Source organism: Mesorhizobium sp. M3A.F.Ca.ET.175.01.1.1 (assembly GCF_004791945.1).
Taxonomy (GTDB): Bacteria; Pseudomonadota; Alphaproteobacteria; order Rhizobiales; family Rhizobiaceae; genus Mesorhizobium.
Window position 1 is genome coordinate 220,001 of sequence record NZ_SRTP01000002.1, and the last position, 24,960, is coordinate 244,960.

26 protein-coding genes (1 of these 26 running past the window's edge) are annotated in these 24,960 nt (G+C 64.8%); 6 read left to right on the top strand and 20 right to left on the bottom strand.

Going from position 1 to position 24,960, the window contains the following annotated elements; translation table 11 throughout:
- Positions 1–344, top strand: partial view of a M23 family metallopeptidase gene (locus tag EN818_RS05660; RefSeq protein WP_165349994.1) — the 3' end only. 1,636 nt of this gene lie to the left of the window's left edge; the window shows 344 of its 1,980 coding nt (coding positions 1,637–1,980); its start codon lies off the left edge, out of view; it ends in the stop codon at positions 342–344.
- A 59-nt stretch (positions 345–403) separates the two neighbouring features.
- Here the strand turns inward: EN818_RS05660 and EN818_RS05665 are convergent, their stop codons facing one another.
- From EN818_RS05665 to EN818_RS05705, 9 genes are all read right to left on the bottom strand, one after another.
- Positions 404–1,951 (bottom strand): MFS transporter, encoded by a 1,548-nt coding sequence (locus EN818_RS05665; protein ID WP_129553744.1) that lies wholly within the window; start codon positions 1,949–1,951, stop codon positions 404–406.
- 226 nt (positions 1,952–2,177) lie between these two features.
- Positions 2,178–3,716, bottom strand: coding sequence for a L,D-transpeptidase family protein (locus tag EN818_RS05670; RefSeq protein WP_129553743.1), 1,539 nt, complete (start codon positions 3,714–3,716; stop codon positions 2,178–2,180).
- Between the two features lie 121 nt (positions 3,717–3,837).
- Positions 3,838–4,197 carry an MmcQ/YjbR family DNA-binding protein gene (locus EN818_RS05675; RefSeq protein WP_095804917.1) on the bottom strand — a complete coding sequence of 120 codons (360 nt, stop codon included), beginning with the start codon at positions 4,195–4,197 and terminating at the stop codon, positions 3,838–3,840.
- A gap of 122 nt (positions 4,198–4,319) precedes the next feature.
- A complete protein-coding gene (gene clpB, locus EN818_RS05680) occupies positions 4,320–6,926 on the bottom strand; it encodes an ATP-dependent chaperone ClpB (RefSeq protein ID WP_129553742.1) in 2,607 nt (868 codons plus the stop codon).
- A 261-nt stretch (positions 6,927–7,187) separates the two neighbouring features.
- Positions 7,188–8,189 (bottom strand): DUF4167 domain-containing protein, encoded by a 1,002-nt coding sequence (locus EN818_RS05685; protein WP_135904122.1) that lies wholly within the window; start codon positions 8,187–8,189, stop codon positions 7,188–7,190.
- 310 nt (positions 8,190–8,499) lie between these two features.
- Positions 8,500–9,369: a peptide chain release factor N(5)-glutamine methyltransferase gene (gene prmC / locus EN818_RS05690; RefSeq protein ID WP_129553740.1), complete on the bottom strand. Its 870-nt coding sequence runs from the start codon at positions 9,367–9,369 to the stop codon at positions 8,500–8,502.
- Positions 9,362–10,441 (bottom strand): peptide chain release factor 1, encoded by a 1,080-nt coding sequence (prfA, locus tag EN818_RS05695; RefSeq protein WP_135904124.1) that lies wholly within the window; start codon positions 10,439–10,441, stop codon positions 9,362–9,364. Before prfA ends, prmC begins: the two co-directional genes overlap by 8 nt.
- 201 nt (positions 10,442–10,642) lie before the next feature.
- Positions 10,643–12,913: a phosphoenolpyruvate--protein phosphotransferase gene (ptsP, locus tag EN818_RS05700; protein WP_095804439.1), complete on the bottom strand. Its 2,271-nt coding sequence runs from the start codon at positions 12,911–12,913 to the stop codon at positions 10,643–10,645.
- A gap of 82 nt (positions 12,914–12,995) precedes the next feature.
- Entirely contained in the window at positions 12,996–14,249 is a 1,254-nt protein-coding gene (locus EN818_RS05705) for an aspartate kinase (protein WP_126089711.1), read from the bottom strand.
- 213 nt (positions 14,250–14,462) lie between these two features.
- Between EN818_RS05705 and EN818_RS05710 the strand changes: the two genes are divergently transcribed.
- Both EN818_RS05710 and ubiG read left to right on the top strand, forming a co-directional pair.
- Complete coding sequence (locus tag EN818_RS05710) at positions 14,463–14,759, top strand: hypothetical protein (protein WP_129553738.1); 297 nt, start codon at positions 14,463–14,465, stop codon at positions 14,757–14,759.
- Positions 14,760–14,891: 132 nt separating this feature from the next.
- Entirely contained in the window at positions 14,892–15,641 is a 750-nt protein-coding gene (gene ubiG, locus EN818_RS05715) for a bifunctional 2-polyprenyl-6-hydroxyphenol methylase/3-demethylubiquinol 3-O-methyltransferase UbiG (protein ID WP_129553737.1), read from the top strand.
- Positions 15,642–15,651: 10 nt separating this feature from the next.
- On the opposite strand, the gene EN818_RS05720 is transcribed toward ubiG, so the two are convergent.
- Positions 15,652–16,566, bottom strand: a complete 915-nt coding sequence (locus EN818_RS05720; protein ID WP_129553736.1) for a DMT family transporter — start codon at positions 16,564–16,566, stop codon at positions 15,652–15,654.
- A 92-nt stretch (positions 16,567–16,658) separates the two neighbouring features.
- On the opposite strand from EN818_RS05720, the gene EN818_RS05725 reads away from it, so the two are divergent.
- On the top strand, positions 16,659–17,153 hold the full coding sequence (locus EN818_RS05725; protein WP_165349993.1) for a MarR family transcriptional regulator: 495 nt from the start codon (positions 16,659–16,661) through the stop codon (positions 17,151–17,153).
- A gap of 42 nt (positions 17,154–17,195) precedes the next feature.
- Here EN818_RS05725 and EN818_RS05730 read toward each other — a convergent pair whose 3' ends face one another.
- The 4 genes from EN818_RS05730 to EN818_RS05745 form a co-directional block, all read right to left on the bottom strand.
- Complete coding sequence (locus tag EN818_RS05730; protein WP_129553735.1) at positions 17,196–17,621, bottom strand: DUF1178 family protein; 426 nt, start codon at positions 17,619–17,621, stop codon at positions 17,196–17,198.
- Entirely contained in the window at positions 17,618–18,478 is an 861-nt protein-coding gene (locus EN818_RS05735) for a carbon-nitrogen hydrolase family protein (RefSeq protein ID WP_129553734.1), read from the bottom strand. Before EN818_RS05735 ends, EN818_RS05730 begins: the two co-directional genes overlap by 4 nt.
- 3 nt (positions 18,479–18,481) lie before the next feature.
- Entirely contained in the window at positions 18,482–18,751 is a 270-nt protein-coding gene (gene grxC / locus EN818_RS05740; RefSeq protein WP_095804446.1) for a glutaredoxin 3, read from the bottom strand.
- A gap of 83 nt (positions 18,752–18,834) precedes the next feature.
- The gene (locus tag EN818_RS05745) at positions 18,835–19,635 is read right to left on the bottom strand and encodes a ComF family protein (RefSeq protein WP_129554076.1); all 801 of its coding nucleotides are present in this window, start codon (positions 19,633–19,635) and stop codon (positions 18,835–18,837) included.
- Between the two features lie 65 nt (positions 19,636–19,700).
- Between EN818_RS05745 and EN818_RS05750 the strand changes: the two genes are divergently transcribed.
- Complete coding sequence (locus tag EN818_RS05750) at positions 19,701–20,573, top strand: methyltransferase domain-containing protein (RefSeq protein ID WP_129553733.1); 873 nt, start codon at positions 19,701–19,703, stop codon at positions 20,571–20,573.
- Positions 20,574–20,602: 29 nt separating this feature from the next.
- Here EN818_RS05750 and EN818_RS05755 read toward each other — a convergent pair whose 3' ends face one another.
- The 6 genes from EN818_RS05755 to EN818_RS32570 all read right to left on the bottom strand — a co-directional run bounded on the left by EN818_RS05755 (position 20,603) and on the right by EN818_RS32570 (position 24,303).
- Positions 20,603–20,791: a Flp family type IVb pilin gene (locus EN818_RS05755; protein WP_095804449.1), complete on the bottom strand. Its 189-nt coding sequence runs from the start codon at positions 20,789–20,791 to the stop codon at positions 20,603–20,605.
- A 105-nt stretch (positions 20,792–20,896) separates the two neighbouring features.
- Positions 20,897–21,205: a hypothetical protein gene (locus EN818_RS05760; protein WP_095804450.1), complete on the bottom strand. Its 309-nt coding sequence runs from the start codon at positions 21,203–21,205 to the stop codon at positions 20,897–20,899.
- A 225-nt stretch (positions 21,206–21,430) separates the two neighbouring features.
- Positions 21,431–21,853, bottom strand: a complete 423-nt coding sequence (locus EN818_RS05765) for a (deoxy)nucleoside triphosphate pyrophosphohydrolase (protein ID WP_095804451.1) — start codon at positions 21,851–21,853, stop codon at positions 21,431–21,433.
- Entirely contained in the window at positions 21,850–22,623 is a 774-nt protein-coding gene (locus EN818_RS05770; protein ID WP_245454744.1) for a GNAT family N-acetyltransferase, read from the bottom strand. Before EN818_RS05770 ends, EN818_RS05765 begins: the two co-directional genes overlap by 4 nt.
- Positions 22,624–22,628: 5 nt before the next feature.
- Positions 22,629–23,870 carry a bifunctional glutamate N-acetyltransferase/amino-acid acetyltransferase ArgJ gene (argJ, locus tag EN818_RS05775; RefSeq protein WP_095804452.1) on the bottom strand — a complete coding sequence of 414 codons (1,242 nt, stop codon included), beginning with the start codon at positions 23,868–23,870 and terminating at the stop codon, positions 22,629–22,631.
- A 244-nt stretch (positions 23,871–24,114) separates the two neighbouring features.
- Positions 24,115–24,303 (bottom strand): hypothetical protein, encoded by a 189-nt coding sequence (locus EN818_RS32570; RefSeq protein ID WP_186815417.1) that lies wholly within the window; start codon positions 24,301–24,303, stop codon positions 24,115–24,117.
- Here EN818_RS32570 and EN818_RS05780 point away from each other — a divergent pair.
- Entirely contained in the window at positions 24,296–24,859 is a 564-nt protein-coding gene (locus EN818_RS05780; RefSeq protein WP_165349991.1) for an RHS repeat-associated core domain-containing protein, read from the top strand. The genes EN818_RS32570 and EN818_RS05780 overlap by 8 nt on opposite strands.
- Positions 24,860–24,960: the final 101 nt, after the last annotated feature.

Here is a 24,960-nt window from a genome sequence, read left to right on the forward strand (position 1 = left end):
AGATCATCATCCGCCACGCCAATGGCTACGAGACTTCCTACAATCACCAGAGCGCGTTCGCCAAAGGCATGCAGCCCGGCATGCGGGTGCGCCAGGGCCAGGTCATCGGCTACCTCGGCCAGACCGGCCTCGCCACCGGCCCGCATCTTCACTACGAGCTGATCGTCAACGGCACCAAGGTCGATCCGATGCGCGTGCGCCTGCCGGTGGGCAAGGTGCTGAGGGGCGACGACCTGGTCGCCTTCAAGCGCGAGCGCGACCGCATCGACGACCTGCTCAAGCAGGAAGACGGCAATTCGCTGAAGGTCGCCAGCGCCAAGACGGATTCGCAGGTTCCGAACTGAGCAGTTCCACGAAAGGCGAGAAACCGGCTTTGCCCGGCATAGCATAAGACGCGGACTGCCTATCCGCGCTCCGTTTGCTGCGGCCAGGGCGACGCCTGGCCGGGCACCGTGAACCAGGCGGTGATCGCGGACAGCAGGCAGAGCAGCGCCGTGACCGCCGCCACCGCGGCAAAGGCCGAATCGCTCGCGGCGATCCTCGACGCATCGAGATTGGCTGCCAGCCCGGACGCGGGCTCGCCGAAGCCGGGCATGCCGGCGGGATTGCCGGTCAATCGTGCATAGACGAAAGCCGCCAGGGAACCCATCGCCGCCACCGCGATCAGCCCGCCGATGCGCGAGACGGCGTTGTTGATGCCTGAGGCCGCACCCGTATCCCGGTCCTCGACGGAGGTCATGATCGCCGTCGACAGCGGCGACACGACCAGCGCCATGCCAAGCCCCATCAACGCCATCAGCGGAAAGATCCCGGTCCAGAACCGGTGGATGCCGGCATGGCTGAGCAGGGCGAGACCGGCAAAGGCGACGGCGACAATCAGGCTCCCCGCGGCAATCGGCAGGCGCGGACCGATTCGGTCGGACCAGTGGCCGACCGGCCCCGAAAGCAGCGCGATCAATGCCGAGAGCGGCACGAAGATGACGCCGACCTCGGCCGAGTTCAGGCCCCAGCCGGCGATCAGAACCATAGGCAGGTAGAAGAGGTTGGCCGAAAGCGCGAAATAGAGGAAGAAAGTTGCAAGGTTGGCGCCGGCGAAGGCGCGGTTGCGAAACAGGCCGAGATCGATCATCGGCTCGCGCTGCCAGCGCTCGTAGAGGACGAAGACGATCAGCAGGACGACACCGGCGCCGATCGCCGGCCCTGCCATCACGCCGCCGCCCTCGGCGTTCATCGCCGTCAGCCCGTAGGCCAGCGATCCGAAGGCGAGCGTGGCGAGCCCGGCACCGCCGAGATCGAGGCTGCGTTTCTCGGTCGGCTGGTCGGCCGGAATCTTGGCGAGCAGCAGATAGATCGAGACCAGTCCGAGCGGCAGGTTGACGGCGAAGATGGCGCGCCAGACGCCGTTGCCGAAGGTCGACAGCACCAGGCCGCCCAGCACCGGACCAAGCGCCGTCGTCAGCGCCGACGCCGCTGCCCAGATGCCGATCGCCCGGCCGCGCTCCTTTTTCGGATAGGCCTTGGCGATGATGGCAAGGCTGCCTGGCACCATGATCGCGGCGCCGATGCCCTGGACGGCGCGAACCGCGATCAGCACCGCCGGATTGGGCGCCAACGCGCAGGCGAGGGAAGAGACGATGAAAAGCGCGATGCCGGTGACGAAGGCGTGCCGCAGTCCGAATCGGTCGCCGGCGGCACCACCTGCGAGAATCAACGCCGAGAGCGTCAGCGCATAGGCATTGGAGATCCACTGCGCTTCCGCCAGGCTGGCGCCCAGGTCGACGCGCAGCGCCGGCATGGCGATGGCCAGCACAGAGCCGTCGATGAAGCCGAGCGCCGAGGCCAGGATCGCCGCGACCAGCACGAACTTGCGTCGCGCCTGAGGACAGAACGTGCCGTTCGCGCGCTGCGCGGTCGAAAGCGAATCGGCGGTGTGTTCGTCCGAAGCTGACATGACAGCCTGCTTAGCTCTGCGATGCACTCGCAACAACGAGCCACAGGATTGCGGTTCTTGAAACAGATTGTGCTGGCACACGGCCAGCGGGCGACAGTCATGAGACAAACGAACCGGCCTGCGTCAGGTTCCGGTCCCCCCGGGCGCTGTCCGTTCAGACCTGGCCCCAGGGTCGCCTTTATCGTGCGTGCTGGCGCGGCTTTTCTATGCCGCCGCGCCGCGCGCCTCACTGCTGCACAAAATCATCGGTTGCGGTCCCGCCGACGTCAGCGATTGTTGGTCCGCCGACGAATTCCACGGTAACGCCCGGCGACACGAGCTTGGCGAGTTCGCGTGCATCCCAGTTGGTCAGTCGCACGCAGCCATGGCTTTCGGTCTTGCCGATCTTGGAAGGGTCGGGCGTGCCGTGAATGCCATAGGTCGGCTTGTCCAGCGCGATCCAGACCGAGCCGACCGGACCGTTCGGCCCCGGCGGGATGGTCAGGATCTTGTCGTTCTGGCCTTGCTTGAAATTGATGTTGGGATTGTAGGTGTAGTTGGGGTCGAGCGCGATGCGGGACACAGTGTGGATGCCCGACGGAGAAGGCGTGTCGGACGAGCCGATGGTGGCCGGGTAAGCCGCGACCAGCTTGCCGCCGGCATCATAGGCGAAGACTTCCTTCTTGTCCTTGTCGGCAACGATGCGTGCAACCGGTGTCGACACCAGCTGTCCGAAATTGGCGACCTTGATGATCGTGCCCGGGCGATTGAAGTCGAGGCCCTTGTTGATCGACTTGAGGTAGTTCTCATCCATGTGGAAGCGCTCGGCGAGCGCCTCGGTGACGGAGGTGTAACCCATGCGATCGAGCTTGGCCTTCTGGCTGTAGTCTTCCGGGATCGACGCGACATAGGGGCCTGCCACGTCCTCGGGGGTGATCGTGTAAGAGGCGAAAGCGTCGCCGCCCGATTGAGCGAGGGCGGCCTCGATTCCGGCCGCATCGGTCGATTTCAGATTGCTGCCGGTGATCTGATTGTAGGCGGCCAAAGCCTTGTCGACATTCGAGCCGAAGCGCCCGTCGATGACCCCCGGCGAAGCGCCGCCGCGGTCGAGCAGCACCTGAAGCGCGGCAACGTCCTGGCGCACGCCGAGCGACAACGATGGATCGACGCTGGCCTTGCCGCCGGTGTCCGGCGGCAGCGAGGCCTGCGTTTCCGGATTGACCTGCAGCACTTCTCCCTGGCCAGGCTGCGCCGGCTCGATCGACGCCTCGTCCAATGGCTGGCGCTTGATCGTGTCCGAGTTTGGTGACTGCGGCAAAGTGGCGGTTTCGCCCTCATCGTTCGGCGCCGGCGGATAGGCATCGATGAAATTTTCGCCATACGGATCGTTTTCATCGACCGGCGGCGGAATCACCCTGCCCTCTTCTTCCAACTGCCTGCGGCGGAAGCGCGCCATGTCTTCGGGATCGTCGAGATAGTAGCGATCATCCTCGGCCGGAGCGCGGCCAAGTTCCTGCATGCGCAACTGACGGCGAAGCGCCCTGCGGTCGAGCCTGGTCCCGGGCGGCTGGATGGCGATCACCTTGCCGGTCTCGGCATCGACAAGCACCCGGTTGCCCCTGCCGTCATAGTAGATGTCGATATCGCCTTCCTGGGCGAGCATTAGCCCGCCGTGCTGCGCTGGCCGGGCGGCACTCTGCCCGCCGTCCACGCTCGGCGCCGCGAAGGCACTGGAAGTCACCAGCCCGGCCGCGAGTGCCGAAAGGGAAAGGATCGTGCGCAGCATGTAGGTCAAGCTCTCCGGTCGACGTGGTCTTGGCAGGCGAACCCTTCGCCAGCAAACCAGTTACCAAAACTAAGGTTCCAACATGAACCGGGCATGAAGATGGCGGATTCCCGGCGTTTCATCAGCCCAGCCCCAACTCGCTGCGCACCTGCCTGGTCAGCTTGAGGACAACCAGCCGATGGCTCTCGCGTACATAATCCTTCAGCGCGCCATCATCCACGCTCTGGCTTGTCTGGCGCTGGATCCATTTCATCCCGCGCGAGGCAAGATAGGGCGCGGGCCGGCAGCCCGGCTGCTCCTTCAGCACGTCATAGGCCAGGTCGGAACATTTGAAGGTGACGAAGACCTGCCCCTCCCGGTCATGCCCGCCGATCGCGAACACCTTGCCGCCGACCTTCCACACATGCGCGCCGCCCCACTGCACGACATGCGTCGCGGCCGGCAGCCCGGCGCAGAAGCCGTTGTAGTCCTCAAGCTTCATCCGAGCCACCTCCACGGCCTTCAAGTTCGGCCGCGGATTTGCAATGCGGTCGGATAAAAAAGCAAGAGCGCGCCGCATCCATGTGATGCGACGCGCTCCGGTTCATGCGCCCTGGTCCGGGCTCAGGCCGCGGCGTCGGTCGCCACAACCGAGGGCTTGGAGCGGAAGTTCAGGCGGTCGGAGCCGGCAGTGACCTTGACGGTCGAGCCGTCGAGGATCTCGCCCAGCAGTATCTGCTCCGCCAGCGGATCCTGCAGTTCCTTTTGCATCACCCGCTTCAGCGGCCTTGCGCCATAGGCCGGATCATAGCCCTTCGAGGCCAGCCACTCGATCGCCTCATGATCCAGCGACAGGCTGATCTTGCGATCGGTGAGCAGGTTCTCCAGCCGCTTGAACTGGATTTCGACGATGCGGTCCATATCGTGCCGACGCAGCCTGTGGAACAGGATCACTTCGTCGACGCGGTTGAGGAACTCCGGCCGGAACGAGGCTCTCACCACGCTCATCACTTCGTCGCGAACGGCATCGACATCCTGGTCTTCGCCAAGGTTGACCAGATATTCGGCGCCGAGGTTGGACGTCATGATGATCAGCGTGTTGCGGAAGTCGACCGTACGGCCCTGGCCGTCGGTCAGGCGGCCGTCGTCGAGCACCTGCAGCAGCACATTGAAGACGTCGGGATGCGCCTTCTCGATTTCGTCGAACAAGACGACCTGATAAGGCCGGCGCCGCACCGCTTCGGTCAGCGCGCCGCCTTCCTCATAGCCGACATAGCCGGGAGGCGCGCCGATCAGCCGGGCGACCGAGTGCTTTTCCATGAACTCCGACATGTCGATGCGCACCATGGCGCCCTCGTCATCGAACAGGAAGTTGGCCAGCGCCTTGGTGAGCTCGGTCTTGCCGACGCCGGTGGGCCCAAGGAACATGAACGAGCCGATCGGCCGGTTTGGATCCTGCAGGCCGGCGCGCGCGCGCCGCACGGCCTTGGAAACCGCCTGCACCGCCTCGCCCTGGCCGACGACCCGCTTGCCGATCTCGTCTTCCATGCGCAGCAGCTTCTCGCGTTCGCCTTCCAGCATCTTGTCGACCGGAATGCCCGTCCAGCGCGACACGATATGAGCGACGTGGTCGGGCGTGACCACCTCCTCCACCATGCCGCCCTTGCCGTCCTGCGCCTCGGCTTCGTTCAGCCTCTTTTCCAGTTCCGGGATCTTGCCATAGGCAAGCTCGCCGGCGCGCTGGAACTCGCCCTTGCGCTGGGCAATCGCCAGTTCGTTGCGCGCTTCGTCGAGCTGCTTTTTCAGGTCGGCGGCGAGGCCGAGCTTCTGCTTTTCGGCCTGCCACTTGGTGGTCAGTTCGGTCGACTGCTCCTCGAGGTCGGCGAGGTCCTTCTCCAGCCGTGCAAGCCTGTCCTTCGAGGCGTCGTCCTTTTCCACCTTCAGCGCCTCGCGCTCGATCTTGAGCTGCATGATGCGGCGGTCGATCTCGTCCAGCGCCTCCGGCTTCGAATCGACCTGCATCCTCAGCCGCGAGGCGGCCTCATCGACGAGGTCGATCGCCTTGTCCGGCAGGAAACGGTCGGCGATGTAGCGGTTGGAAAGCGTCGCAGCCGACACCAGGGCCGAATCGGAGATGCGCACCTTGTGGTGCTGCTCGTACTTCTCCTTCAATCCGCGCAGGATCGAGACGGTGTCCTCCACCGTCGGCTCGTCGATGAAGACAGGCTGGAAGCGGCGGGCAAGCGCGGGGTCCTTCTCGACATGCTTGCGATACTCGTCGAGCGTGGTCGCGCCGACGCAGTGCAGCTCTCCGCGCGCCAGCGCCGGCTTCAACAGGTTCGAGGCGTCCATGGCGCCATCCGCCTTGCCAGCGCCGACCAGCGTGTGCATCTCGTCGATGAACAGGATGATGTTGCCGCTGGCGGCCGTCACCTCGTTGAGCACGGCCTTCAGCCGCTCCTCGAACTCGCCGCGATATTTGGCCCCGGCGATCAGCGCGCCCATGTCGAGCGCCATCAGTTGCTTGTCCTTCAGCGATTCCGGCACATCGCCATTGACGATGCGCAGCGCCAGGCCTTCGGCGATCGCCGTCTTGCCGACGCCCGGCTCGCCGATCAGCACCGGATTGTTCTTGGTGCGGCGCGACAGCACCTGGATCGTGCGGCGGATCTCGTCGTCACGGCCGATGACCGGATCGAGCTTGCCGGAGCGGGCGTCCGCGGTGAGGTCGCGCGCATATTTCTTGAGCGCGTCATAGCCCTGCTCGGCATTGGCCGAATCGGCGGTGCGGCCCTTGCGGACGTCGTTGATGACCTGGTTCAGCGCCTGCGCGGTGACGCCGGCCTTGGCCAGTATGTCGGCGGTCTTGGCCGACTTTTCCATGGCGAGCGCCTGCAGCAGGCGCTCCACGGTGACGAAGCTGTCGCCGGACTTCTTCGCCAGTTCCTCGGCGGTCGAGAACACTTTGGCGAGCGGCTGGGCGAGGTAGAGCTGGCCGTTGCCGCCTTCGACCTTGGGCATGGCTTCCAGCGCCGCCTCGACGCCGAGCTTGACGTCGCGCGCACGACCGCCGGCGCGCTCGATCAGGGAAGCGGCCAAGCCCTCGTCGTCGTCGACGAGCACCTTGAGCATATGTTCGGGAGTGAATTGCTGGTGGTTGCGCGAGAGCGCCATCGTCTGCGCGGACTGGATGAAACCGCGCACGCGCTCCGAATATTTTTCGAGATTCATATCTGTCTCCTTCCGTCACCGGCCCGCTTTGCGGCACCGGATCAGATTGCGGTGACGGACCCGCTCATTCGAGCCGGGCCCTGTTCAGCCGAGATATGGTGTATGGGCCCAAGTCTCTCAAGACACGTTGATATTGGTCAACGCAGATTATTCCAATGCGGGTCGCCCATAAGTGTGCAGACACGGCGGCTTTTGGGCGCGCACAAACGAAAACGGCGGAGATGTCTCTCCGCCGGTCAATGTCTCATGATCAGGTCTGGATCAGTCGTTTGCTGCGACGACCGCAGGTTCGCTCGCCGGCTCGCCAGCACTGTTGTCGCCGGCGTTGTTTTCGGTCGACGGCGCGGCATTAGTCTCCTCGCGCGCAGTGGCTACGGCGTCGTTGCCCTGCCCTGCCGCCTCACGTTCATCGGCCGAGGCGTTCGCCTGGTCGCTGTTTCCCTGCTCGGCATTGCCGCGCTGGCGGCGCGGACGCCGCGGGCGGCGACCGCCACCATTGTCCATGGCGGCCTCGTTGAGTTCAGCCTGGGCAGCAAGAGCGGCCGGCGAAAAACTGCCGAACAAAGGCGCCTGCTCGGCCGGGAGACCAGCCTCGCTGGAGGCGGCCGCTTCCGGCTGCGCGGCCTGTGCCTCGCCGCGGCGGTTCTGGTCGAACTGCTGCCCGCCATGCTCGCCACGCTGGCCCTCGCCGCGCTGTCCATTATCGCGCTGGCCATACTGGCCATAGCCGCCATTGCGGCGGTCGCGGTGTCGGTCGCGGCCACTGTTGTCGCGCTGGTTGTTGTCGCGGCGATTGTTGTCGCGGCCGTTTTCCTGGTTGTAAGCCAGTTCGGCCGGCGTGCCCTCGATCACGGGCTGCGGACCGGACCCGGTCGCCGCGGCCGGCTGCTCGCCGGCATTGGTGTTGCCGATGCTCTCGAAATCGTCGCGATCCTCATCGACCTCGTCGTCGAAATCGTCGCGGTTCTGCTGGACGTTCTGGATCGGCATCTGCGCCTGCGCAGCGGCAATGATGCGATTGTAGTGTTCGGCGTGCTGGAGATAGTTCTCCGCCATCACCCGGTCCCCGGAGCTTTGCGCGTCACGGGCGAGTGCGGCATATTTTTCGGCGATCTGCTGAGCCGAGCCACGGATCTTCACGTCCGGACCGTTGCTCTCGTAGTTGCGCGTCAGGGGATTGGGCCCCTTGCGGTTGTTGTTGTTGGCACCGCCGCCATTGTTGTTGCGACCGCGCATGCGCCTGTTCTGCTGTTGTGGCCTCATTCGACTCTCTTCGATGTGAAAATATCAAATCTCTCGCGACCGGTGGCGCTCATGCAGCCAGCCGTTTCGCTTCTTCACCGGCGTTCGCCCGCATCGATTGCGTTGGCGCCACGTGCCATCCTGTTCCGGTTACATCACTTGCCGGACGATCCCCGCACGAAGCTTGGGCGTCGTTTTCGCAAGAAGGCAGCTATTTCCAAGGAAAACCGAATCGCTAGGAGCACTGCCTGCTTCGTCTCATCCGGTCAAGCTGGACCCTAGCTGTATTCCCTTGCATTGCCAAGCGTTTTTTCGCATTGCACCAAGGCTTTCAACGCTCGAACACCAGAACCCTGTCGTTTCCACCGAGATCGCGATACGCGCCTGCCGGGCTGTAGCCTTCTGTGGTGAATATCCCGGTAACCTCGTCTCGCTGCGTGTAGCCGATCTCGACAGCTACCTTGCCTTGCATTTCAAGAAATGGGCCCGCCTCGCGGGCAATGATCCTGTAGGGTGCCAGACCGTCCGCGCCGCCATCTAGGGCCAGTCGCGGATCGAAATCGCGGACCTCGTCCTGCAGATTTCCAATGTCTCGACTGCGTATATAGGGAGGGTTCGCGACAATTACATGGTATCGGCCGGAAACTTTTTCGAACCAGTTGGAATGCAAGGCTTTGAACCGGCCGTCGAGCCCGAGATCCACGGCGTTTTGCATGGCAGTGGCCAAGGCGCCGGGGGAGACGTCGACGCCGGTCGCGGTGGCGACGGCAACGGCGCTGAGCAGCGCCAGCGCGATGGCGCCGGTTCCGGTGCCGAGGTCGAGGATCCGGCACTCTCCAAGGCGCTCCGCCGTCGTCTTCACAAAGGGCAGGATCGCCTCGACCAGCGTTTCGGTGTCGGGCCGCGGCTCCAGCGTTTCCGGCGAGAGCGACAGTCGCAGGCCGTAGAATTCGCGATAGCCGAGGATGCGATGCACCGGCTCACCTGCGACGCGACGCCTCAGGGCGGCGTCAATGGCAGTGAGGGCAGTTGCGTCGACCGGATGACCTGGCTCGGCGATCGCCTGGACGCGGGTCGCGCCCGAGAAATGCTCGACGATCAGTCGGGAATCGAGCGCCGGATCGGCAATGCCGGCGGCAGCGAGCCGTTGCCTCGCCGCGCGCAGCAGCGAACCGAGCGCGGCGGGCAGCGCATCAGCCATCAGGGCTCATATCGGCAAGCAGCTTCGACTGATGGTCGGCGATCAGCGCGTCGATCACCTCGTCGAGCTCGCCCATCATCACTCGGTCGAGCTTGTAGAGCGTGAGGTTGATCCGGTGGTCGGTGACCCGGCCTTGCGGGAAATTATAGGTGCGGATGCGCTCCGACCGGTCGCCCGAACCGACCTGCGATTTGCGCGACTCCGAGCGTTCTTCGTCCGCGCGGCTGCGTTCGAGGTCGTAAAGCCGAGCCCGGAGGATCTGCATGGCCCGCGCCCGGTTCTGATGCTGCGACTTCTCTGCCTGCACCACCATGATGCCGGTCGGCAGATGGGTGATGCGCACCGCCGAGTCGGTGGTGTTCACATGCTGGCCGCCGGAACCCGAGGCGCGCATCGTGTCGATGCGGATGTCCTCGGGCCGGATCTCGATGTCGACCTCCTCGGCCGCCGGCAGCACAGCGACGGTCGCCGCCGAGGTATGGATGCGTCCGCCGGCCTCGGTTTCCGGCACGCGCTGCACGCGGTGCACGCCCGATTCGAACTTCAGATGCGCGAACACGCCCTTGCCCGACACCGAGGCGATGATTTCCTTGTAGCCGCCGACTTCGCCCTCGCTGGCCGAGACGACCTCGAAGCGCCAGCCGCGCGCGGCGGCGTAGCGCTCATACATGCGGAACAGGTCACCGGCGAACAAGGCCGCCTCGTCGCCGCCGGTGCCGGCGCGGATTTCAAGGATAGCGTTCCTGTCGTCGGCGGCGTCCTTGGGCAGCAGCAGGATCTGGATGTCCTTCTGCAGCGCCTCGATGCGGTTTTCCACCTCGGGCAGGTCGGCCTCGGCAAGCGACCGCATCTCGGCGTCGGTGCCCTTGTCGGCAAGCATCGCTTCCAGATCGGCCTGCTCCTGCTCGGCGGCGCGCAACGCCCGGATCTTGCCCACCATCTCCTGGATGTCGGCATATTCCGAAGCCATCTTTACATAGGCATCGGCCGTCGGCCCAGCCGACATCTGCGCTTCAAGCATGTCGAAACGCTTGACGACTTGGTCCATGCGGTCGCGGGGCAGGTTGATCATGGTCTTGGAACTTCGATGGAATTCACGCCAGAGCTAGTCGAAAATGGCCGGTTTCGAGACCGGAGTGTACATTTAGGTACATGAGCACCGGCCTACGCCGGCCATAGCCTTAATTCAACTGCCGCGCCACTCATGAATACTGCGGCCGGCTGAGGCCGGAAGCGCAGAAAATTGCCGTTTGCAGACCGCCCTCACGTGAAGCTAGAGCGGAATGGAGCGGTCGTCGGCAAAGGCCTGCAGCAGCGCCCGCATTGGGATTCCTTGCGCAGGCGCCATCAAATTGTCCTTGAAGAAGGCCTCCAGTTCCTGCAGCGGCAGTTCGGTCAGCATCGCCTTGACCGGTCCGATCGAGGCCGGCGACATCGAGATCGAGCGAAAGCCCAAGCCGATCAGCGCCATCGCAGAGATCGGCTTGCCGGCCAATTCGCCGCACAGCGTCACCGGCGTGTGGTTGCGCGCGCCGGCATCGGCGATCGACTTCAGCACGCGCAGGAACGGCACCGACAGCGTGTCGAAACGGTCGGCAAGCTGGGTGTTGCCGCGATCGACCGCCATCATGAACTGGAAGAGATCATTGGAGCCGACCGAAACGAAGTCGACCGCCTTCATCAATTCGTCGAGCTGGAACAGCAGCGACGGCACCTCCAGCATCGCGCCGAGCTTGAGGCTGGTCGGCAGATGATGGGCGAAGCGCGACAGATGCCGGACCTCGCGATCGATGATCTCGCGCGCCTGCGCAATCTCCGACAGCTCGGTCACCATGGGCAGCATCAGCTTCAGCTCACGGCCGCCGCAGGCCTTGAGCAAGGCGCGGATCTGAGTCCTCAGCAAGCCTGGACGGTCGAGGGTGAGCCGGATCGCCCGCCAGCCAAGCGCCGGGTTTTCTTCCTGAAGGGCGCCCTTGAAATAGGGCAGCACCTTGTCGCCGCCGATGTCGATGGTTCGGAACGTCACCGGCTTTCCGCGCGCGGCGTCCAGCACGTCGCGGTAGAGCCGCTCCTGCGCCTCGGCGCGCGGGAAGGTCGAGGCGACCATGAACTGCAATTCGGTGCGGAACAGGCCGATGCCGGCAGCGCCCGATTCGGCAAGCTGCGGCAGGTCGACCGCGAGCCCAGCATTCATCAGCAGATCGACATGGACGCCGTCCTTGGTCAGCGACGGCTTCTTGCGCAGTTCGCGGTAGACCTCCTGCCGCCGGGCGCGGAAGCGGACCTTCTCGGCATAGGCGGCTTCGAGATCAGCCTGCGGCCTGAGATGGATCGTGCCTTCGTCGCCGTCGACGATGATGGCATCGCCGTTCTCCGCCATGGAGACGGCGCCCTTCATCTGGCCGGCGACGGGTATGCCCATGGCCCGCGCGACGATGACGACATGGCTGGTGGCCGCGCCGTCCTCCAGCACCACGCCGCGCAATTTGTCCCTGGGGTAATCGAGCAGTTCGGCCGCACCCATCGAGCGGGCGACAAGGATGGCATCCTTGGGCAGCGAAGCGGCCACGTCCTCCGGACCGCGCCCCATGAGCTGGCGCAGGAGCCGGTTGGCGAGGTCATCGAAATCGCTCATCCGCTCGCGCAGGTAAGGATCGGTCATGTGCAGCATGCGGGCGCGCATGTCGCTCTGCACCTTTTCGACCGCCGCTTCCGCCGTCAGGCCGTTGCGGATCGCCTCTTCCAGCCGGCGCACCCAGCCGCGATCGTTGGCGAACATGCGATAGGCTTCCAGCACCTCGCGATGCTCGCCCTCGAAGGCGACGTCGCGCCGCTCCAGCATGTCGTCGATGGAGAGCCGCAGCGAACCGAGCGATCGGTCGAGGCGGCGCACCTCCTCCTCGCTGTCCTCGTTGAACAGGTTGGTAACGACGATGCGCGGCTCGTGCAGCACGACATGGCCGAGGCCGACGCCTTCGTTGAAGGAGAGGCCGGTGAAGCTTACCGGGCGACTGAGATCGAGCTCGAGCCCCGGCCGGGTCAGGCGGGCGAGATCGCCGGTAGCGATCATCTCGGCGATCACCATCGCCGTCGTTTCCAGCGCCTCGACCTCGTCGTCGCGATAATGGCGCATGGTCTTGTTCTGCACCACCAGCACGCCCAGCGTGCGCCCTGCCCTCAGCACCGGCACGCCGAGGAAGGAATTGTAGATCTCCTCGCCCGTCTCCGGCAGGTAGGCGAAGGCCGGATGCTCCTGCGCATTGGAAAGATTGAGCGGCCGCGCGCTGGCGGCAATCGTGCCGACGAGACCCTGTCCGAGCCGCAACTGGGCCAGGTGGACCGCGTTGGGGTTCAGACCCTCGGTGGCGTAGAGCTCGAGCACCGAATCGGCGCGCAGCACGTAGAGCGAGCACACTTCGGCGACCATGTTGGAGGCAATGTCGCGCACGATACGGTCGAGCCGCTCCTGCGGCTCCAGCGGCTCTTGCATGAGCTCGCGGAGCCGTTTCAGCAGAACGCGCGGGCCACTGGCCGTATCACGCATCGCGGCTTCTTCTCCAATAGAGTCCTTGCCGGCGCAGTTTCGGCTGCGCCCGGCTCTCACGCAACAACTGACTCAGTTCTAGCTATTGCTTATCGAGACCGTAGACGGAATGCAAAGTGCGAACCGCAAGTTCCGTATAGGGACCATCGATCAGTATCGAGATTTTGATTTCGGACGTCGTGATGGCGCGGATATTGATCGCCTTGTCGGCCAGCGCCTTGAAGGCGGTGGCGGCGACGCCGGCGTGGCTGCGCATGCCGATGCCGATGACCGAGACCTTCGACATGCCGGCTTCCGACTGCACCACGTCATAGCCGACATCGGCCTTCAACCGCTCGAGCACGGCCAGCGCCTTGTCGACGTCGCCCGAAGGCACGGTGAAGGTCATGTCGGTGAACTTGCCGTCCTCGGAGATGTTCTGGACGATCATGTCGACATTGATGTTGGCCTCGGCCAGCGGGCCGAAGATGCCAGCGGCCACGCCAGGGCGGTCGCCGACGCGGCGCAGCGAAATCTGCGCCTCGTCCTTGGCGTAGGCAATTCCGGTGACGACCTGCTGTTCCACGATCTCTTCCTCGTCGCAAATAAGCGTTCCGGGCGGATTGAGCAAATCCCCCATTCCGGGCGCATCGGGATCGTCGAAGGACGACCGCACGAAGGTACGCACCCTGTGCACCATGGCAAGCTCGACCGATCGCACCTGCAGCACCTTGGCGCCCAGCGAGGCCATTTCGAGCATTTCCTCGAACGAAATCTTGGCCAGCCGGCGGGCTTTCGGCTCGATGCGCGGATCGGTCGTGTAGACGCCGTCGACATCGGTGTAGATGTCGCAGCGGTCGGCCTTGACCGCCGCGGCGATGGCCACGGCGCTGGTGTCGGAGCCGCCGCGGCCGAGCGTCGCGATGCGGTTATCCGGGCCGATGCCCTGGAAGCCGGCGATCACCGCCACCTGGCCCTCGCCGAAGCGCTTGACCAGGAACGCGCCGTCGATGTCGAGGATCCGCGCCGCGCCATGCGCGTTGTCGGTCTTGATCGGGATCTGCCAGCCTTGCCAGGAGCGGGCGTGCACGCCCATGTTCTGCAGCGTGATCGCCAGCAGGCCTGCGGTGACCTGCTCGCCGGACGCGACGACGGCGTCGTATTCGCGCGCGTCGTGCATCGGCGAGGCTTCCCGGGTCCAGGCGACCAGCTCGTTGGTCTTGCCGGCCATGGCCGAAACCACCACGGCAACCTCGTGGCCTGCGTCGACCTCGCGTTTGACATGGCGCGCCACATTGCGGATGCGAGCGATGTCGGCGACCGAGGTTCCGCCGAATTTCATCACGATGCGCGCCATGGAAGCGAAATGCCTTTGACTGAAGCCGGCTCAAGGCCGGAGATGCGAAAGTTGCGCCCGGCAAGCCGAGCCGCGGAAATGCGCGGCCTCCTTAGCCAAATCGGCCAGGCTTCGCAAGCGATGGCCGACAAAGAAGGATCGTGCCAGGCATCCTGACAGCTTTCTTGCGGCCGGCATGCGATAGGATGGGAAATCAAACTCGCGGAGGAATTCATGACCGAGACCCTCGAAATCGTCAGCTTCCGTCTCAAGCCGGGAGCTGCGGCCGATTTTGTCGCCAGCAACGGCGTTGTCACCGACTGGCTTGCGCGGCAGCCCGGCTTTCTCAGCCGTCAGCTCGGCGAACGCGAAGATGGGGAGTGGATCGATGTCGTGCGCTGGCAAAGCCTCGAACAGGCGCAGTCCGCGGCTCAGCGCATTATGCCCGAGATCGGCGACTGCAAGGCGATGCAGGCGATCGAGCCGGCCAGCGTCACCATGAGCCATGTCGCTGTTGCGCTGTCGCGTTAGGCTCGATTGCCCTTTTGACCGAGAGGTTTGGCAGCGAGTGGCGGCAGCAGCGGAAAAACCTGCCTTGACTTTCGCTGCCGGGGACCCGACTTCCTAGCGTTCCCCGATTTCGTAGTGTTCGAGGAGTCCCCCATGCCAGAGCCCCGCCGATCGACCATCGACGCCGGAGAAGTCGAGCGCTTCTCCGCCCTTGCCGCCGAGTGGTGGAACCCGAATGGCAAGTTCCGCCCGCTGCACAAGTTCAATCCGGTACGGCTCGCCTATATCCGCGACCAGGTGGCAGCGCGCTTCGGCCGCGATCCGCGCGCCGCGCGGCCTTTCGAGGGCCTGCGCTTCCTCGACATCGGCTGCGGCGGAGGTTTGCTGTGCGAACCTATGGCGCGACTTGGCGCCGAGGTTGTCGGCGCCGATGCTTCCGCCACCAACATCGAAGTCGCCAAGCTCCATGCGGCCGAGGGCGGCGTCAGCATCGACTACCGCGCTACCACCGCCGAGGCGTTGGCGGACGCCGGCGAGACGTTCGACGTCATCCTCAACATGGAAGTGGTCGAGCATGTCGCCGACGTCGATCTGTTCGTCGCCAAATGCAGCGAGATGGTCCGGCCTGGCGGCATCATGTTCGTCGCCACCATCAACCGCACGCTGAAGGCGCTGGGACTCGCCATCATCGGCGCCGAATATGTGCTGCGCTGGCTGCCGCGCGGCACGCATCAGTTCGGCAAGCTGGTGCGGCCCGAGGAATTGGGAAAGGCGCTTGTCGCGGCCGGACTCACGATCATCGATCGAACCGGCGTGATCTATCATCCGCTGGCCGACCGCTGGCAGAAATCGAAGGACATGGACGTCAACTACATGGTGCTGGCCGAGAAAGCTTCGGTCTGACCCTTGCTTGTCAGGCCGGCTGGTTCTGCACCTTCATGCTCGTCTGGTTCTGCGCCTTGGTCGTGATGAAGACGCCGGCCGTGATGATGACCGCCCCCAGCCAGGTCAGCAGCTGATAGTGCTCGCCAAGGAAGATCGTGCCGGCAAACAAGCCGACCGCCGCCGCGACATAGCCGATCTGGCTGAGATAGACCGGCCCGCCGACCGACTGCAGCCGGAAGAAGAAAGCGAACATCGCCGAAGCCGAAGCGATCTGTCCGGCAGCCACCAGCGGCACGCCACGAAGCGGCGCAAACGCCTGCCAGCCGAACAGCGTCAGGATACCGATCAGCAGCAAGGTCGCCGAAGCGAGATGACTGCCGACCGCAAGCTCGATCGGGCCGGTGTTTTCCGGCCAATCGATTGTGCGGTAGATGTTGCCGACCGCGAGGCTTACCGGAATGAGCAGCCCCACAGCCACCCAGAAATAGTCGGCCGGCTGGCCGGCTTCGCCCCGCGTCAGGGCAACCATCGCCGCCCCGGCAAAGCCCACTGCGATGCCGATGACGCCGAGCAGGTTGGGCCGCCGCACGCCGAGCAGGATCGAGAAGACCAGCGTGATCACCGGGGACAGCGTGAACATGATGCCCGTGTAGCCGGCGCCCAGATGCGGGATGGCCGAGAACATCAGCAGGTTGGGAAAGGCGTAGGAAACGGCGGCGGTGACGAAGAAATAGCGCAGCTTGCGCGCAGTCAGCCGGATGCGCCGACCGCCGAGCAGCAACGCGCACAACAGCACGCCGCCGGCGCCGAACGAGATCACGAAAGCCCAGACCATCGCCGGCACTCCGGAGGCGGTCGCCAGCTTGCCGAAGGGCAGCGTCATGCCGAGCAATCCGCCGGTGACGATCAGGAGGCCGGCTGCCGAATCCCAAAGAAATTTCATCGAATGGGTCCATTCTTCACAGTCGGCGCTTGGCCGCCACGATATCTTGCGTTAATATACTGCCAAGATTCTTAACGTCAAGATACTTTTAAATGAGACACATCGATCGCGCGAGCAAGGCCATCGAGCAATGGCGGAAGGAACGGCCGGACCTCGACGTCTCGCCTATGGGCGTGATCGGGCGGTTGAATGAAGTGTCTTCGCTGATCGCACGCGACCACCTGGCGCCGGTCTTCGCCCGTTTCGGCCTGCAGCAGGGCGAATTCGACGTGCTGGCCACGCTTCGCCGCTCCGGCGCGCCTTACGCGCTGACGCCGACCGACCTCTATGAGGCGACGATGGTCACATCGGGCGCCATGACCGCCCGCCTCGACCGGCTGGAGAAGGCCGACCTGATCCGACGCGCGCCGCATCCCAGCGACCGGCGCGGGATTGTGGTGCAACTGACCACGAAAGGCCGCGAGCTTACTGACCAGGCGCTTAACGCCCATGTTGCCAATGAACACCAGATCCTCGCCGGCCTGACACGTGAGGAGCGGGAAATTCTGGCGAGTTTGCTGCAGAAACTGATTGGAAGCCTGGGCTAAGCAATTCCAGGAAATGCGAGCCGCTTTTGCCAAGGGGCATCCTTAGTGCCGGTCCTCCGGAAAGCTCGGGATCGGCATGAACTCGACCCCGTCCTCGGCGAGGCTCTTTGCCTCCTCGGGCGTCGCCTCCCCATAGATGCCGCGCGGATCGGTTTCGCCGAAATGGATCTTGCGCGCTTCCTCGGCGAACTTGTCGCCGACATAGTCGGCGTTCTCGCGCACCTTGTCGGCCAGCGTCTTGAGCTGCTCCAGCGCCTGCTTCTGCGCCTCGCCCATGGCAAGTGCGACCTTTTCCTGTTTGCGCGACGTCGAGACGGCCGGCGCCATCAGCGCCTTTTCGACCTTATGCGAACCACAGGTCGGGCAATCGACGAAGCCGCGCTTCTTCTGCGTGTCGAAATCGTCATTGCTGCGAAACCACGCCTCGAATTCGTGCTCGCGCTCGCAGATGAGGGAAAAGCGGATCAAGAGGCCGCACCCCTGAGGCGCGGTGCCTCGCCGGCACTGACGCTGAACTCGCGCGCGTTCTTGAGATTGGGGATTTTCCTGCGCGCGGCGAGCGACTGGGCCGGATCGATCTCGGCGACGATCACCGCCGGCTCGTCATGCGCGGCTTCGGCGATGACACGGCCCCACGGGTCGACGATCAGCGAATGGCCGTAGGTCTCGCGGCCGTCCTCGTGCAGGCCGCCTTGCGCGGCCGCCACGACATAGGCGCCGTTTTCGATCGCGCGCGCCCTCAACAGCACATGCCAATGCGCCTCGCCGGTTTGACGCGTGAAGGCGGCCGGCACCGACAGCACATCGGCACCCGCCAGCGCCTCGGCGCGGAACAGCTGCGGAAAGCGCAGGTCGTAGCAGACGGCAAAGCCGAGTGTTGCGCCGTCGATCCCGGTGACGACCGCCTCGGTGCCCGGCTCGTAGGCGGCGGACTCGCGCCAGCTTTCACCATTGTCGAGATCGACGTCGAACATGTGGATCTTGTCGTAGCTGGCGAGCGTTTCGCCGTCCGGCGACAACAGCAGCGCGCGGTTGGCGAGCTTGCCGTCGGCGCGCAGGATGGCGGTCGAGCCGATATGCAGGAAGATGCCGAGTTCCTTGGCAAGCCTGCGCGCCGTCGCGACGATGACGTCCTTGTCCTCCGAGGTGAAGGACGCGGCCCGCGCCTCCTTGTCGCGCACCAGCGCGCCGGTCATTTCCGGCGTCTGGATATAGGTCGCGCCTTGGCTCGCCGCCTCGCGCACCAGTCGCTCCAGGTCGACTGCGTTGCGTTCGGGGCTCGTGCCGGAACGCATCTGGACTGCCGCCGCTTTGAAAACACCCATTGATCAGGCCCTCGAACCGTTGGCGAGCAGCGTGTCCAACCGACCCTGAGCCTCCAACTCGTGGAGATCGTCACAGCCGCCGACATGCGTGTCGCCGATGAAGATTTGCGGAAAGGTGGTGCGCCCATGCGCGCGGGAAATCATTTCCTGGCGCAACTCCGGCGAAAACGACGCGTCATGCTCGGTATAGGCCACGCCCTTGCGCTCGAGCAGCCGCTTGGCTGCCGTGCAATAGCCGCACATCATGCGCGTGTAGATCGTCACATCGATCATCAGCTCAACGGTCCTGCCTGTGCATGTCTTCCCAAAATGCGCAGCAATTGCTGGATACATGCACAAAAACAACGATTTCAACCCTATATAGTTGCGGACTCGTCGGCCCGGAAGTCCCCCGGCAGGACACGCGCGAAGGTAAGCACGTCGACGGCCCCCGCGCCGCCCCTCTTCAGCGCCTTGGCCGCCGCCCGCGCTGTAGCTCCGGTAGTGTAGACATCGTCGATCAACAGCACCCGACGCCCGGCGATCACGATCTCGGCCTCGGGAGGCACGCGGAACGCAGCGCGCACATTCTCCTCGCGTTCATGCCGCTCCAGCCCGACCTGCTGGCGGGTGAGCTTCACGCGTCGCAGCGCCGCGGGAGAGAAAGGCAGGCCGCTCAGTTTCGAGACCGCCCGCGCCAGCTCCGCCGATTGGTTGAACTGCCGCCGGAAGAAGCGGCGCCAGTGCAGCGGCACCGGCACGACGACGTCGGCTTCGGCAATCAGCTCGGCGCCGGCGCGCATCATCCAGCGCGCCATCCATGGCGCAAGGTCGGTTCGATCCTGGTACTTCAGCCCTTGTACCATCTGCCGCGCGACTCCCGAATAGACCACCGCCGCCCGTGCCCGCTCAAACGGCGGCGGATCGGCGATCGCCTCGGCGGAAAGAAACCCTTCGCCCATGTCGTGGGTGAATGGCGTGCCCATCACCGGGCACCAGGGCTTCTCCAGCAGCCTGAGCTTCGGCCAGCAGGCGCCGCACAGCGCGCCGGGCTGTGAGACGTGGCGCCGGCAGCCGGCGCAGACCGGCGGAAACAGGATGCGCGCCGGCCAGCCCAGCGCCTGCCGCGCCAGGCTGCTGATCGCCATGGTCTTGATCTTCCGCACCGGATCGGCCACGTGACTGAAACCCCCGCGCCACCATAGCATCACTCCACTATGCGCGGACAACAGGAACCCGCCCGTTGCAGCCCTTGATCGATCCGCAGCTCTGGCTCGCGCACAAGCGCCGGGCGCTCGCTCGCCCTGTCGGGGGTGCTGATTTTCTCATGCTGCGCGCGGCGGAAGACCTCGCCGACCGGCTCGGCGCCGTCGAGCGCCGCTTTGGCAAGGCGGCGGCGCTTTTCTGCCAGACGCCGGCCGCGGCCGAAGTTCTCGCCGGCAGTGGCAAGGTGTCCGACATCGTGCGCGTCGAGATGGACGCAGCCTTCCTGGCTGGCGGCGCCGGCATCGTCGCCCGGCCGGAAACCGTGCCCTTCGAGCCCGAAAGTCTCGATCTTGTCGTCTCGCTGCTGTCGCTGCAGGCGGTGAACGACATTCCCGGCGTGCTTGCCCAGGTCCGCCGCGCGCTGAAGCCCGATGGGCTTTTCCTTGGCGCCTTGGCCGGCGCCGGAACGCTCGCCGAATTGCGCGAAAGCCTGCTTGCCGCCGAGACCGAGCTTTATGGCGGCGCCAGCCCGCGCGTCCTTCCTTTTACCGATGTCCGCGATGCCGGCGCGCTCCTGCAGCGTGCCGGCCTGGCACTGCCGGTCGCCGATGTCGAGACGGTCACGGTACGCTACGATTCACTGTTCGGGCTGGCCGCCGATCTGCGCGCCATGGGCGAGACCAACCCGCTTTTCGACCGCAGCCGACGGCCTGGCGCCCGGCGCCTGTTCGCCCGCGCCGCCGAAATTTACGCCGAACGCTTTTCGGATCCCGACGGCAGGGTCAGGGCGAGCTTTTCGATTGTCTGGATGTCCGGTTGGGCCCCCGATGCCTCGCAGCAGAAACCGCTGAAGCCCGGATCAGCCAAGGTCTCGCTGAAGTCGGTGCTGGAGAAGCCCACGAGGCCCTAATCGCCCCACCTATTGCCTGACCAAGCCGGTCAGTGCTGGGCGAAGGCGTTGACGAGCCTGCTGTTGTTGTCGCTGAACAGCCACTGGATTGCGTTTGCGGCTTGGCCGACACCACCGATGATAGCAAGCGACAGCACCGCAGCGATCAGACCATATTCAATAGCCGTGGCACCGGTCTCGTCTCTGGCAAATTGCTGCAGCAGGTTTTTCATGGTCATCGATCCCTCTTGCCGGGAACCATAGTGCCTACCCGTTAAGAAAGGTTAATTTCAAAAGCTTAACAGGCGGTGAAACGGCCGCTTCTCGCTGAAATTATTAACCAATTAGCAATCGCCGTGACGGCTGCCATCGTTTCGTATGACGCAGATCGAACTTGGCAGCGGCTGCAGCACGCTGCGGCGCAGCGTATAGGTGTCGCGATGGCCGATCGAGCCGGTGCTCGCCATGTCGAGGCCGCCGTCGCGGGCGATTTGCTGCCGCGTCTGGCTGTCGAGGAACGGCGTTGCGACCAGCGCCAGCGCCACGGCCGCCGAGCCAAAGAGCAGCGTGATGCGTAGCATGCCCATGCCGGCATCCGCGACGCGAAAACTGCGCTCCGGGCGGATCGAATCCCAATCTCTGTCGAGGCTCATGGAATGGCTCCAAACAAATCGACGTGCCGCCGCGCGGACGATTCTGCCTCAATTTTCCACGCTGAGATAAATCTTCCATTAACGCTGCCTAAAACAGACGGGGAGCGGCCGGTTGGAGCGTTTCCAAGGAAGTGCGCAGTGGCTTTCCGTCCAGATCGCGCGAAACACAAATGGTCGGAGCGGAAGGCGCTTCCGTGCAAAGCTCAACTGTCTCTAGTTGTGTAGTCACAGAAGATCGATGAGAAACTGGATCAGCGGCGCGTCGGCCGGCGGCATCGGGTAGTCGCGCATCTGCCGCGGCCTGACCCATTTCAGGCCCTGCCCTTCCTTCGGCTGGGCAATGCCTCGAAAGCGGCGGCAGATATAGAGCGGCATCAGCAAATGAAAATCGTCGTAGCTGTGGCTGGCGAAGGTGAGCGGCGCCAGGCACGGTATTTCGGTCTCGATGCCGAGTTCCTCATGCAGTTCGCGGATCAGGCACTCTTCGGGCGTCTCGCCGGGTTCGACCTTGCCGCCGGGGAATTCCCACAGGCCGGCAAGCTGCTTGCCTTCCGGGCGCTGCGCCAAAAGCACCCGTCGGTCGGTGTCGACCAGCGCGCAGGCCGCGACCAGGAGCAGGCGCTTGCCAGGGGGCTTGAGCGCGCTCATGCGCCGGGCGGCCGGCGATAGTGGTAGCGATAGACCTCCTCGAAGCCGAGCGCGCGATAAAGCGACAGCGCAGGCAGATTGCCGGCCTCGACCTGCAGCCAGGCTTCGCGCGCGCCACGCAGCCGCGCCCATTTGAGTGCCGAGGAGATGAGATTGCGGCCATGCCCCTTGTTGCGTGCCGCCTTGTCGGTGGCGATCTCGAACAGGCCTGCCAAATCGCCGTCATGAACGCAGATCAGCGTCGCCAGCGGCTCGTTTCCGTCTTCAAGGGCGAACAATCCCGCTTCCGGCTGGATGGCGCCGATGATCTCCGATAGGCCGGGCCGCAGCGAGGCGTCCGAGCCGCTGACCTTGAGCGAGGCGCCGATGAAACGGCTGATGTCCTTGAGCGGGATCTGGTCCATGGCGGCATCGAGCCGCGCGTCGGCCAGCGGCAGCCGCATCACCAGCGACTCGTCGAAGCTGCTCCAGCCGGCGTCGTCGAGATGCCTGGACAGGACCTGCCCCGACAGCGGCGACACGCGGAAAGTGAGCGGCCGGCCATAGGCCTCGAAGCGGCGGCTGGCGCGGCCGATGCGCTCGGCAATGTTGAGCGTGTCGCCCGGATCGAGCGGATTGACCGAATTCAGCCGCTTTGCCGGGTGGCCGGCGGTAAGCCGCACCACCCAGGTTCCGTCATAATGCACGGCTGCCGCCGGCCAGGCGCGAAAGCCCGCCGCCTCGTATCGGCGAACGGTCGCGAGCACGCTTGCCGGATGTCCGGACACCAACGTTCTCAGCTCCGATAGTCGCCGTTGATGGCGACATATTCCTTGGTGAGGTCGCAGGTCCACACCGTCGCCTTGCCGCGGCCGATGCCGATATCGGCGCGGATGCGGATGTCGTCGCGCTTCATGTAGGCCGAGGTTGCTTCCTCGGAATAGCCCGGGTCGCGCTCACCCTCGAACGCCAGCCTGTTGTCGCCGAACCAGATCGACAGCCGGTCGCGGTCGGCCGGCTCGCCGGCCTTGCCGACGGCCATGACGACGCGGCCCCAATTGGCGTCCTCGCCGGCGACCGCCGTCTTGACCAGAGGCGAGTTGGCGATGGCGAGCGCGATGCGCTTGGCCGAGCGTGCCGACTTGGCGCCGGTGACGGTGACCTCCACCTGCTTGCGTGCGCCTTCGCCGTCGCGCACCACCTGCAGCGCCAGCGACTTCAATATCTTGGCCAGCGCACGGCGGAACGCGCCGAGCCTTGGGTCCTTGGCATCGCTGATTTCCGGCGCGCCGCGGGCGGCGGCCTTGCCGGTGGCGAACAGGAGCAGCGTGTCGCTGGTCGAAGTGTCGCTGTCGACGGTGACGGCGTTGAAGGTCTTGGCCGTGCCGCGCGACAGCAGTTCCTGCAGCACAGGCGCGGCGATCGGCGCGTCGGTGGCGATGAAGGACAGCATCGTCGCCATGTCGGGTGCGATCATGCCTGCGCCCTTGGCGATGCCATTGATGGTGACGTCTGCATCGCCGAGCTTCACCGTCTGCGTCGCCACCTTCGGATATGTGTCCGTGGTCATGATGGCCTTGGCCGCTTCGGTCCATTGATCCGGCTTGCCGTTCTTCACGAGGCCGCCGAGCAGATGGCTGAACTTGTTGGTGTCGAGCGGCTCGCCGATGACGCCGGTCGAGGCCAGGAACACTTCGCTTTCACCGCATCCCGCTGCCTTTGCCGCCGCCTCGCCGGTCAGAGCCGTCGAAGCCTTGCCCTTTTTGCCCGTGAAGGCATTGGCATTGCCGGAATTGACCACCAGCACGCGCGCCTTGCCGGCCGGCAGGTTCTGCCGGCAGTAGTCGACCGGTGCCGAAGGACATTTCGAGCGCGTGAAGACACCGGCGACGGCCGTGCCCGCATCGAAGACCATGGCGAGCAGGTCGGTGCGATTCTTGTATTTGATCCCGGCCTCGGCGGTAGCGATGCGCACGCCCTCGATGACCGGCATCTTCGGGTATTTCTTCGGCGCGAGCGGCGAGATCGTTGCGGACATGGGCACCCCGGAGCGGCAGGAACGCGAAAGGAAGGCCGGTTTGCCCGATAGCGCGCCCTGGCGCAAGGGCGTTCTGAGGATGTGGGCGACCCCTTCGCAATGACGGTTTCGTAGACCACCGATACATTTGGCCGCACCGCAACCTTCGCCTGATCCAAGTTCTGTCTCAAGCTTGCCGAACATCGCCGGGTCGTTACCGTTGCCGGAAGCGGTCCAAGAGATCACCTTCTGGATGGAACCAAGCTCATCTACACCTGCGATCGTCCGGAAAGCGTGGCCGCGCCGTCGTCACCTCGAGCGACGTCCACTCGCTGCAGCCGGGCTCGAACCGGCTGACCGGCATCGTCACCGACGGCACGCCGAGCCGCGGCTTCCAGTCGGACCTTTCCGGCAACATCAGCCAGGACGCCACCGTCACGCCGGCGGTGACCAAGGCCTACAGCTACAATGCCGCCGGCCAGCTTGCCGGCGCCACCAGCAACGGCGCGGCCAGCGGCGCCTATGTCTATGACTACCTGTCGCGGCTGGTCTCGCGCAGCATCAGCGCCACCTCGACGACGCTGCACATGGTGCACGATCTCGACGGCAATGTGATCGCCGAATATGACGCCTCGGGCGCGCTGGTCACCGAATACATCGCGGTCGACGGCCGGCCGCTGGCCATGATCGACGCCGCCGGCACGGCGCCGGTCCTCTACTATGTGCTCACCGACCATCTCGAACGCCCGATCATGATGACCGACGAGAGCCGCGCCATCGTCTGGCAGGCGAGCTATCTGCCCTATGGCGAGGTGCGCACCATCACCGGCAGCGCCACGCTCAACCAGCGCTTCCCCGGCCAGTGGTTCCAGATCGAGACAGGGCTTTCCTATAACTGGCATCGGCATTATGATCCAAGCACAGGCCGCTATCTGCAGCCCGACCCGCTTGGTATGCCCGATGGGCCGAGCAGGTTTGCCTATGTCAGAAACAGCCCCTTGATGGCATAGGCGCTAAGATAGCGTTGGCATGGACTGGAATTTGCGTTTTCGTGGTGGCTCGCGCCAACGATGTCGCAAGGCATGGAGATTTTGGCGCAGGGTTGCCAGGG